10 protein-coding genes and 1 pseudogene are annotated in these 9,317 nt (G+C 64.1%); 7 read left to right on the top strand and 4 right to left on the bottom strand.

Annotated features, from left to right (window positions below):
* The 3 genes and pseudogenes from BRAS3843_RS37675 to BRAS3843_RS37665 all read left to right on the top strand — a co-directional run.
* Positions 1-482, top strand: a pseudogene (locus tag BRAS3843_RS37675) (hypothetical protein); the annotation flags it as partial.
* A gap of 160 nt (positions 483-642) precedes the next feature.
* On the top strand, positions 643-855 hold the full coding sequence (locus BRAS3843_RS42435; RefSeq protein WP_035984130.1) for a hypothetical protein: 213 nt from the start codon (positions 643-645) through the stop codon (positions 853-855).
* A 158-nt stretch (positions 856-1,013) separates the two neighbouring features.
* Positions 1,014-1,811, top strand: a complete 798-nt coding sequence (locus BRAS3843_RS37665; RefSeq protein ID WP_085967080.1) for a transporter substrate-binding domain-containing protein — start codon at positions 1,014-1,016, stop codon at positions 1,809-1,811.
* Here the strand turns inward: BRAS3843_RS37665 and BRAS3843_RS37660 are convergent, their stop codons facing one another.
* Positions 1,812-2,606: a substrate-binding domain-containing protein gene (locus BRAS3843_RS37660; protein WP_008974548.1), complete on the bottom strand. Its 795-nt coding sequence runs from the start codon at positions 2,604-2,606 to the stop codon at positions 1,812-1,814.
* Between the two features lie 202 nt (positions 2,607-2,808).
* Positions 2,809-4,302, bottom strand: a complete 1,494-nt coding sequence (locus tag BRAS3843_RS37655) for an NAD(P)/FAD-dependent oxidoreductase (RefSeq protein ID WP_008974547.1) — start codon at positions 4,300-4,302, stop codon at positions 2,809-2,811.
* Here BRAS3843_RS37655 and BRAS3843_RS41785 point away from each other — a divergent pair.
* The gene (locus tag BRAS3843_RS41785) at positions 4,301-4,474 is read left to right on the top strand and encodes a hypothetical protein (protein WP_175361190.1); all 174 of its coding nucleotides are present in this window, start codon (positions 4,301-4,303) and stop codon (positions 4,472-4,474) included. The two genes, BRAS3843_RS37655 and BRAS3843_RS41785, sit on opposite strands and share 2 nt — an antisense overlap.
* A gap of 95 nt (positions 4,475-4,569) precedes the next feature.
* On the opposite strand, the gene BRAS3843_RS37645 is transcribed toward BRAS3843_RS41785, so the two are convergent.
* Positions 4,570-5,019, bottom strand: coding sequence for a cupin domain-containing protein (locus BRAS3843_RS37645; protein ID WP_008974546.1), 450 nt, complete (start codon positions 5,017-5,019; stop codon positions 4,570-4,572).
* 132 nt (positions 5,020-5,151) lie between these two features.
* On the opposite strand from BRAS3843_RS37645, the gene BRAS3843_RS37640 reads away from it, so the two are divergent.
* The gene (locus BRAS3843_RS37640) at positions 5,152-6,210 is read left to right on the top strand and encodes an AraC family transcriptional regulator (protein WP_139025094.1); all 1,059 of its coding nucleotides are present in this window, start codon (positions 5,152-5,154) and stop codon (positions 6,208-6,210) included.
* Here the strand turns inward: BRAS3843_RS37640 and phaZ are convergent.
* A complete protein-coding gene (phaZ, locus tag BRAS3843_RS37635) occupies positions 6,200-7,420 on the bottom strand; it encodes a polyhydroxyalkanoate depolymerase (protein ID WP_008974544.1) in 1,221 nt (406 codons plus the stop codon). The two genes, BRAS3843_RS37640 and phaZ, sit on opposite strands and share 11 nt — an antisense overlap.
* 204 nt (positions 7,421-7,624) lie before the next feature.
* On the opposite strand from phaZ, the gene BRAS3843_RS37630 reads away from it, so the two are divergent.
* Both BRAS3843_RS37630 and BRAS3843_RS37625 read left to right on the top strand, forming a co-directional pair.
* Positions 7,625-8,278 carry a glutathione S-transferase family protein gene (locus BRAS3843_RS37630; protein ID WP_008974543.1) on the top strand — a complete coding sequence of 218 codons (654 nt, stop codon included), beginning with the start codon at positions 7,625-7,627 and terminating at the stop codon, positions 8,276-8,278.
* A gap of 286 nt (positions 8,279-8,564) precedes the next feature.
* Positions 8,565-8,999 carry a cupin domain-containing protein gene (locus BRAS3843_RS37625; protein ID WP_008974542.1) on the top strand — a complete coding sequence of 145 codons (435 nt, stop codon included), beginning with the start codon at positions 8,565-8,567 and terminating at the stop codon, positions 8,997-8,999.
* Positions 9,000-9,317: the final 318 nt, after the last annotated feature.

The following is a 9,317-nucleotide window of genomic DNA, read 5'->3' as shown; positions in this document are numbered from 1 at the left end:
CCGCCGCCGCATCGAGGCCGGCGCCGTCGGCAGCTGCCATGCCGGCCGGCAAGCCGAGCAAGGCGCAGGTCGCGGCGATCCGCAGCGCCTGCCGGTCCGATTATCCCAGCGTCTGTGCTGGCGTGGCGCCGGGCGGCGCCGCCGCGTTGCAATGCCTTGAGAAGAACAAGGCGAAGCTGTCGCCGGCCTGTGAGAAGGCGCTGGCGGCTGCGAGCGGTGGTGCCGCGGCACCTGCTGCCGCCGCAGCCGCGCCTGCCGCAGGCGGCGCACCGGCTGCACCTGCAGCACCCGTTCTGGTGTTGCGGCCCTTGCGGCCGCTCGAGGAGCTCAGGATCGTTAACGCAGCATGCGGACCGGACGCGCGGGCACTATGTAGCGCGGTTCAGCCCGGCGGTGGTCGGATTGCCCGCTGCCTTGCGACCAATGCGGCCTCGCTGTCGCCGGCCTGCAGAAGCATGCTCGCGGAATTCGCAGCACGATAATCCCCGTAGATTTGCGAGCTCCGCGGGCGGCAGCCGCGCTGCCCTCGGAGCGTGCTTCAGAAACTGAGATCCACCCAATTTGTCACAGTTGTCAGTGCATCCCTGTCGACGCATGTTCGGCAGCGAGGGTGGATTAAATTCATTCATTATGGAGCTCGATATGCGTACGGCTATTTCAATCCTAAGCGGTATTTTCGCCCTTGCCCTGGTGACCCTGGTCTCATCATCCGACGCCAATGCGGTGGTCTGCGCGCGGGGTGTCGTTCGTGCCGGCTGCGCCGGTCCGGCCGGTGCGGTCGTGGTACGCAGACCCCCGGTCGCCGCGTGCAGGACGGTCATCGTGAACGGTGTCGCAGTCCGCCGCTGCGTTTAATCGAATTTCTGCATCGGTTGATTTGAATTCGAGATGGCAACGCGCAGATTCTGCGCGTTGCTTTTGCCTTTACGTCGCCGAAGTAATTTGTATTTAACGAGGCCCTCGCCATGGTGGACGGTGTGTTTCCACCGTGCAAACTGATGGGAGAGGCCATGTTGTTGAAGTGGCGCGGCCTAGGCGCTGCGGTCTTGGCGTTTGCTGCCGTGGTGGCGGCAACGAACGGCGCATATGCTGCGAGCTTGAAGGACGAGATCGCCCCGACGGGCAAGTTGCGGGTCGCGATCGCGACCAGTACGGCCGGCGGTGCGTTCTGGTGCACGCGGATGGAGAACGGCTACGCCGGCGTTCCGGTCGATCTCGGCAAGGCGATGGCTGCACAGGTCGGCGTCCCGGTCGAATATGTCGAGTATCACAATTCGGGCGAGATCACCGATGCGGGCGCCAAAGGTGGCTGGGATGTCGCCTTCCTGCCGAAAGACGCCGAGCGCGACGGCAAGCTGACGTTCGGCCCGATCTACGACATCGCCGATGCGACCTACATCATCAGGTCGGGTTCGACCGTGACCAATTTCGCGACACTCGACCAGGACGGCACCGAGGTCGCAGCGATCGAGGACACCACGACCCTGCGCAGCGCGAAGGCGCATCTGAAGAAGGCGAAGGTGACGGTCTTCAAGACCTATGATGAAGCGTTCAGCCTGCTCGCCGCAGGTGAGGTCGACGCCTTCGCGCTGTCGCGCGATCAGCTCAACGAAATGGCGAAAAAGCTCCCGGGCACGAAGGTGCTCGACGAGACCTTCGCCAAGACGTCGACGGCCGTGGCCGTGCCGCCGAAGCATCCCCAGGCGCTTGCCTTCGTGACCAAGTTCATGACCGACGCCAAGTCGAACGGGGCACTGCGCAAGGCCTTCGACGACAACGGGCTGAAGGACGCACCGCTGCGCACGCAGTGATCAGTGCCCGGCGGCGGGTGTGATCGGATCGAGCCCACTCTTGACGATCACGTCGCGGGCAGCCGGCGAGGTCAGAAATTTGATCAGCGCCTTGCCGGCTTCCGGCTCTTTCGAGGAGGTGGCGATGCCGGCCGAGAAGACCGTGATCTTCTGCAGCTCATCCGGCAACGGGCCGACGATATCGATGCCCGTCACCGGCTTCAGCTCGCTGATCTGCTGAAAGCCGATCTCGGCCTCGCCATGGGCGACGATCTCGCCGACCGGTGTGGCCGGGATCATCCGCGCCTTATCCTTCATCGCGTCCTTGATACCGAGCCTGTCGAACATCTCGGTCGAGACGTAGACGCCGCTGGCGCTGTCGGAATAGGCGATCGTTTTCGCCGCCAGCAGGGCGCGCTTGACGGCGTCAGCGGTCGAAATGTCGGGATGGGGCGTGCCGGATTTGACCGCGACGCCGATCGGCGACTTCACCAGATCGACACGGCTGTCGGCGGCCACCTTGCCCTTGTCAATGAGATCGCCGAGCGCGTAACCGACCATGATCAGCACATCGGCCGGCTCGCCGCGTTCCAGCCGCACCGGGATCGCATTGACCGTGGTGCCCATCGACGGCCCGTAAGCGACGGTGACCTTGTTGCCGGTGGTGCGCTCGAACTCCGGCGCCAGCGCCTTGAAGGCTGCGGTCAGCCCGCCCGAGATCATCACATGCACCTCCGCGGCGCTCGCCATGGTGCCGAAGGCAACCGCAGTGGCAAATCCAAGCACGAGGGCGCGGAAGCGGACCGGTGATTTCATCTGGGATCCTCCCGAGGACAAGCATTCTGTGCGGTTCATTGATCGCGCCGCGCAATTTGCATAGCCCGCTTCTCGGGAAAGAACCAGGGTGGATTTGGACGTCAGCCTTGCAGTTTGTCCTATCAAATCGCCCATGACTTGCCGCGATCGGCGAACTGCAACCGGATTCCAGCGCAGCGCTCGCCGAATTGGCCATCCATTGTCATGCATTGACCCGGTAGTCGGGCGCCGACGCGAGATACGCAGCATAGGCGTCGGCATTGGGCGGAGCGAACATCTCGGCCAGCGGATTGCGGTGCCGCTTGGCGGTACCGATATCGGCCAGCAGCTCGTCGAAATGCTTGAAATGATATGGCGCCACGCAGAGGCCGCTATAGACTCCCGCCGCAGGCCGCTCGACGCGCTTGAAATGCAGCATCATCTCGATGTTGTCGCGCATTTCGCGGTCGCTCGGCTGCCGCGCCAGTTGCCGATCCGCGTAGCGCACCAGCCAGTTCGCCGCCATGTCGGCACACAGCACGGTGCAGAAACTGGAGTTGAAGCCGACGAAACCGAGATCGGGCAGGTCCGGATTGGCGATCAGCCGATACAGGCGATATTGTCCGTCGGCGTCGACGAGCTTGGCGCGATCCGCATCGGAGAGGAACGGCACGCCGAGTTTGTAGCCGATCGCGAGCACGGCCAGGTCAGCCGACACGCGCTCGCCGCCGCTCGTCACGATCGTGTTCGGTTCGTAATGGTCGAACGTGCCTTGGATGGCCTTGATCCGACCGTCCGCTACCATCGGGAAGAAATCAGGCGTTGCGATCGGCACCGAGCAGTTGATGCCGACCTCGATCGGCTCCTTGGGGACCATCTTGCATTTCTCAAGCTTCAGCTGCGCCTTGAGCAGAGTTTCCAGGCCGCGCCAATTGGCCCAGACGAGGGGTTTGGCGATCACATGCGCAAGCCGCGCGAGTGGTCCGATGCCCCAGCTTGCGAACATCTGCTCCTGTGCGCGGATGTAGAGGATGCGCTTGAAGTTGATCAGCCCGCCGATGAAATAGGGGATGCGCCAGACCGGCTCGCGATAGATGATTGTGACCTCGCGCGCGCCAGACTTCACCGCATTCACCGCGATGTCGGTTGCCGACTTCGAACCGCCGAGCACTACGACCTTGCGGCCCCTGGCGAGGGCCGCGTCATTGTAGTGTGACGAATGCAGGACCTGGCCGCCTGCGGCCTTGAAGCTCTCCTCGCCGGGAAGGCTCAAGGTTTGCGGTTCGTTGAACTGGCCGATGCAGATGGCGACGAAGTCGAAATCCTCGCGGCTGTTCTCTCCGCCCTTGGCCGCGAGATCGAGTGTCCAGCCCGGCTTGCCGTCGGTGCGGCGGTGCATGGCCAGGACGGTGGTGTTCAGCCGCAGCATGCGATCGAGGCCGTGGTCTCGCGCATAGTCGGCGAGATAGGCATGGACCTGCGGCCCTTTGGGCCATTCCGGATACGACTCCGGCATCGCCTTGTCGGTGTAGCGGTAGAGCTCTTTCGGGCTCTGGGTCTGCACGTCCGGATAGGAGCGCGCCGGCTCCCAGACGCCGCCGAGATCGCCGCTTCTCTCGATGATGGTGACGTTGTGGCCGCGCTTTGAAAACGCCTTCGCCGCCGCAAGACCGGAGACCCCGGCACCGATCACGCACACGTTCTTCCGAATGATCATGGCAGGTACCCTCATCGAAGGCAGCCGGCCGCTGGCAGCGTTCGTCTGCCGCGCGGCTGCAGGTGGAGATTTGCACTGCGGAGGCCACCCGGCGCGACCGAAGCTTGCGGCCGTCCCCGTCCGCCTGGACGGGCAGGGCGTGCCGCACCAGATGCGGGCTGCGGCCTATTAGCCGCTTGCCTTCATCACGTGGACGTAAGTTTGGTTACGCCTGCAATCGACCTGGACGTCGTGTCCCCAAGGTCGATCGCAGCGCGTCGTCGTCGGCTAATCGTTGGCCTCGGGCGGCAGGAAATCGACCTCGTGTTCGGCCGAGATCTTGACGACCTCGGCCGGGTCGGTGAGATCATGCAGCCTGTTGAACAGCGCCTCCAGCTTCTGCATCGGCGACACCCAGAACAGCGCGCGGGCCGGCTTGTCAGACTTGTTGAAATAGCCGTGCGGAATGCCGCGCGGCATCCGGACCAGGTCGCCGGCATGGGCCTTGACCCAGACACCGTCGAGCTTGAGATCGAGGACGCCCTCCTGCACCAGGATGAACTCGTCCTGCGTGGGATGGACATGGACCGGGACGAACTGCCCGGGCTCGCTGTTGGTCTCGAAGGCGAAGGTGGAATCGGTGATGGCCTTCGGAAAATAGAGCTGGCCCAGGATGTTCCAGCTCTTGCCGCCATAGCCGGTGCCGGCCGCCGTGATGCCTTTCTCCAGTGGTGTCATGGCTCGTCTCCCTCATGCACGGCTGAAGGATCGGACGGTGTTGGCGTGCTGTCTATCCGGAAAACGAATCCCTCGACCACGCCGGCTAATTATTATAGGCTTAAAACGATCGTGTGAGAGGCGATGGCGGCGATGTTGTCTGCAGAAGCGGGTGCGCATCGATCTGATAACAGGTTCGCAAGCCCGCGACTCCCGGAGTTCTGTCGCGTTGCAACAACTGAAATCGACGAGGCGGCCGAACAGATCGGGCGCATCTTCTGCCCGCATCGGCTGCAGCCGGTCGATCGGGCGGCCCAGCACTTCGGCGCGGTGCACAATTGCGCGGCATTTGACGGCTTCTCGATCAACTACGTGGCCTATGGCGGTGTCGTCACCATCGACCCCGGCTGCCTCGAGCGCTTCTTCCTGGTGCAGCTCCCCCTGTCGGGCGCGGCGCGTATCCGGGCAGGATCGCGTGAGATCGAGAGCCATCCGCAGGTCGCCTCGCTGCTGTCGCCGACGCTGCCGACGCAGATGGTCTGGGACCACTGCGCGCAGCTGATCCTGCTGGTCGACCGCCGGCTTGTCGAGCAGCGTGCGGCAGCCTTGTCCGGCAAGATGGTGCAGCCGATCACCTTCGATGCCGCAATCGATATCTCCGAAGGCTGCGGATCGATGCTGGCGGCGCGCATCCAGGAGCTCGCGGGCCTGGCGGAGCGGATCGGGCCGCACCGCATCCTGTCGGCTGTGGCGGCCGCGGACTGGCGGGAGTCGCTGCTCGACCTCCTGCTCGTTCGCCGAACTCACAACCTGTCGGATGCAGTCCTGAGGTTCTCCGGCCGGTCAGAAGCGTTGCCGCGCCGGTTGCAGCGCGCGTGGGACTATCTGCAGGCGCATGCGACGGAGCCTTTGGACCTCGTGCGCCTCGCTGATAACGTCGGCATCGGCATCCGGGCGCTGCAAGGCGGCTTCCGCCGCCATTTCAACAGCTCGATTTCGGAGATGCTGCTCGACCTCAGGCTGGCGCAGCTGAATGCGCGATTGATGAATGCCCCACCGCAGGTGCACATCATCGATATGGCGTTCGATCTCGGCTTCACCCATCTCGGCCGCATGGCCGGTGCCTACAAGGCGAAGTTCGGGGAGACGCCATCGGCCACGCGGCGGCGTGCCTGCGCTCCGGCGATGCTGAGGCCCGCCGTTACGAATTGACGTGCACGAAATCGCGCAGCAGCGGATAGATCTCGTTGTTCCACTTCTTGCCGCTGAAGACGCCGTAATGGCCGACGCCGGCCTGCATGTGGTGCACGCGGCGATAGTTGCGGACGCCGGTGCAGAGCTCCTGCGCGGCCAGCGTCTGCCCGATCGAGCAGATGTCGTCGCGCTCGCCCTCGACCGTCATCAGGCCCATGCGGCGGACCGCGGCCGGATTCACCGTGCGGCCGCGATAGGTCAGCTTGCCCTGCGGCAACAGATGCTCCTGGAAGACGTCGCGCACGGTCTCGATATAGAATTCGGCCGGCAGATCCATCACCGCGAAGTACTCATCATAAAACGTCTTGATCACCTCGGCTTTCTCGGTCTCACCCTTGGCGAGATGGTTGGCGAGGTCCATGTGCTGCTTGACGTGCCGTTCGAGATTCATCGACACGAAGGCGGTGAGCTGCACGAAGCCCGGATAGACCTTGCGGAACGCGCCCTGGCACTGAAGCGGCACGTAGTGGATCAGATGGTCCTCGAACCATTTGATCGGCTTGCTCTTGGCGAATTCGTTCACCTTGGTCGGCTGGATGCGGGTGTCGATCGGACCTGCCATCAGGGTCAGCGTCGCCGGGCGCGACGGATGATTGTCCTCGCACATGATGGCGGTGGCCGCGAGCGCGGACACCGAGGGCTGGCAGATCGCGACCATATGCGGGCGCGGCCCGAGCTGGCTTAAGAAGGTGATGAGGTGCTCGGTGTAGTCGTCGAGGCCGAAGCGGCCGTGCGCGCGTGGAATGTCGCGCGGGTTGTGCCAGTCGGTGATGTAGACGTCGTGGTCCTGCAGCAGCGTCTTCACCGTGCCGCGCAACAGCGTGGCGAAATGACCGGACATCGGCGCGACCAGCAGGATGCGCGGCTGCTCGGGCGCGCCGTCCTTCTTGAAATGCAAGAGCGAGCCGAATGGCGTCTTGAACGTCACCTCTTCGCTGACCGGCAGTTCGCGGTTGCCCACCATGACGCTGTCGATCCCATAAGCCGGGCGCGCATAGGTCAGCGCGGAGCGCGAGACCAGCTCCAGCGCCGCGCCAAGGCGCCGCCAGGCACGATGGGAAAGGCCGGGCGGGATCAGGTTGAGGTAACGCAGCGCGGCCGAGGCCCCCTGGCGCCAGGGCTCGGTCAGGTCCATGTGGTTCTGAAAGGCTTGATACAGCAGCGCCATCGGGTCAGGGTCCGTCACTTCATGTCTTTGCATGCAATATCGGAGCCAGAGCCGGGGAGTCCTGCCTCAAAAACTGGCATGTCGCTTGCTGCGTGAAATCGCTGGAGTATCGGGCTCCGGGCGCTCATCAGCGTCCGCCGATGGTCGGTTGCCGGTCGGCGACCACCGGGCCCTGAACCAAAGACGACAAAGAGGGTAGGCGGCATGGCAAAAGCGACGTTGACGATCAGCAGCAAGAATTATTCGTCGTGGTCGTTGCGCGGCTGGCTGCTCGCCAAATTCGCGGGCCTCGACTTCGACGAGATCGTCGTGGCGCCCGACGACCCGTCGGCGCGCGCGGAAATCCTGCTGCTGTCGTCCTCGATCCTGGTGCCGTGCCTGCGCCATGACGGCGCGACGGTCTGGGACACGCTGGCGATCGCCGACTATCTCAACGAGACCTTCCCGCAGGCGGGCCTGCTGCCGGCCGATCGCATCCAGCGCGCCCATTGCCGCTCGATCTGTGGCGAAATCCATTCCGGCTTCACCACCTTGCGCGCCTCGCTGCCGGTCAATCTGAAGGCCCATTTCCCCGGCTTCAAGATCTGGACGCGGGCGCAGGCCGATATCGACCGCATCTCGGCGATCTGGCGCGAGTGTCTGGAGCTGTCGGGTGGGCCGTTCCTGTTCGGGGAGCGGACCATGGCGGACGCGATGTACGCACCGGTCGTCACCCGCTTCGTGACCTATGACGTCAAGCTCGAGCCGCGGCTTCAGGCCTATGCCGACATGATCATGGCGATGCCGGAGATGCAGGAATGGATCGAGGCCGCCAAAGCCGAGCCGGCCGAGATCGAGGAGCTCGAGGTCGAATACTAAGCGCGGCTACGCGCGGAGCAGAAGCCTGCTCATTTTTGTGCCCGGCCGCGCATTTTCTGCGCGGCCGCGGGCCGCGCCGGCCCGACCGGCCGATGCGATCATCGAACACAAAATCGGTCTCCGATCAGCGGCTTCACGCCGGTTCGCAAGCTTACCGCCGCGTGCGCGCGGCGCTGGCGCACTTTTCGCATAGCAAAACAGGCTTTCGGGCGAGGTGGCCGCTGCAGCCCATCCAAATGGACGCCGACGGCTGCGGGGCCCCGTGTATCAACCGGAGGAGGCCGTGATGAATCAGCATGCCGTGCTGTCCAAGTTCTCGCATGTGAAGCCTGATGATACCGACTACACGGGCGGAGGCCTGCGCGAATTCTTCCTTTACCGCGATCTCGGCATTGCCGATGCAACTGGCGGCCAGGTGATCTGCCATCTGGTGAAGGCCAATCCCGACTGTCCTCCGACCGACGGCACCGGCTGGCACCGGCATGATTGCGACTTCCAGATCGTGATCATGATGAAGGGCTGGGCCCGCTTCATGTACGAGGACAAGCCGACTCTCGTTCAGGCCGGCGACGTCGTCCACCAGCGGCCGGGCATCGTGCACTACCTGTTCGATTACTCGCCCGACATGGAATATCTGGAGATCGTCAGCCCCGCCGATTTCAAGACGGTCGAGATGCCGCCCGCCACCGACAAGGTGCCGCCCGTGACGCCGTGGAGCTAGCGCGTCGACGATGCTTCATCGCGATTAACCTTTGTCGCCGGTCGCGAGCCCGTGATCGGCGCGACCTGGACTCTATGTGGTAGGCCGTGGCAGCTCGGCACGACATCTAGCCGTGAACAGGTCTCGTACCGCGCGTCGCAGCTGATTCGGCCGCGTTTCGTTCCGGCCGCGTTCCAAACATTAAGCCGGACAAGTCCGGCGTCGCGTTTTGAGACAGGCTGCGCGCAGGTGCGCGATCGTGTCGGTGCTGTGGCGGCGGCGATGGTCGATATCGCGTCTTCGATTGGCAGGATTGATGGCGGGACGGCCGGCGTCAGC

The organism is Bradyrhizobium sp. STM 3843 (assembly GCF_000239815.1).
Classification (GTDB): Bacteria; Pseudomonadota; Alphaproteobacteria; order Rhizobiales; family Xanthobacteraceae; genus Bradyrhizobium.
This window is presented reverse-complemented; position numbering and strand designations above follow the sequence as displayed.

What these genes read in the sequence shown, in the direction of transcription:
- BRAS3843_RS42435 (WP_035984130.1), top strand. Translation starts at nt 643, where the DNA reads ATGCGTACGGCTATTTCAATCCTAAGCGGTATTTTCGCCCTTGCCCTG.
- BRAS3843_RS37660 (WP_008974548.1), bottom strand. Translation starts at nt 2,606, where the DNA reads ATGAAATCACCGGTCCGCTTCCGCGCCCTCGTGCTTGGATTTGCCACT.
- BRAS3843_RS41785 (WP_175361190.1), top strand. Translation starts at nt 4,301, where the DNA reads ATGGCAGGTACCCTCATCGAAGGCAGCCGGCCGCTGGCAGCGTTCGTC.
- BRAS3843_RS37655 (WP_008974547.1), bottom strand. Translation starts at nt 4,302, where the DNA reads ATGATCATTCGGAAGAACGTGTGCGTGATCGGTGCCGGGGTCTCCGGT.
- BRAS3843_RS37645 (WP_008974546.1), bottom strand. Translation starts at nt 5,019, where the DNA reads ATGACACCACTGGAGAAAGGCATCACGGCGGCCGGCACCGGCTATGGC.
- BRAS3843_RS37640 (WP_139025094.1), top strand. Translation starts at nt 5,152, where the DNA reads ATGTTGTCTGCAGAAGCGGGTGCGCATCGATCTGATAACAGGTTCGCA.
- phaZ (WP_008974544.1), bottom strand. Translation starts at nt 7,420, where the DNA reads ATGGCGCTGCTGTATCAAGCCTTTCAGAACCACATGGACCTGACCGAG.
- BRAS3843_RS37630 (WP_008974543.1), top strand. Translation starts at nt 7,625, where the DNA reads ATGGCAAAAGCGACGTTGACGATCAGCAGCAAGAATTATTCGTCGTGG.
- BRAS3843_RS37625 (WP_008974542.1), top strand. Translation starts at nt 8,565, where the DNA reads ATGAATCAGCATGCCGTGCTGTCCAAGTTCTCGCATGTGAAGCCTGAT.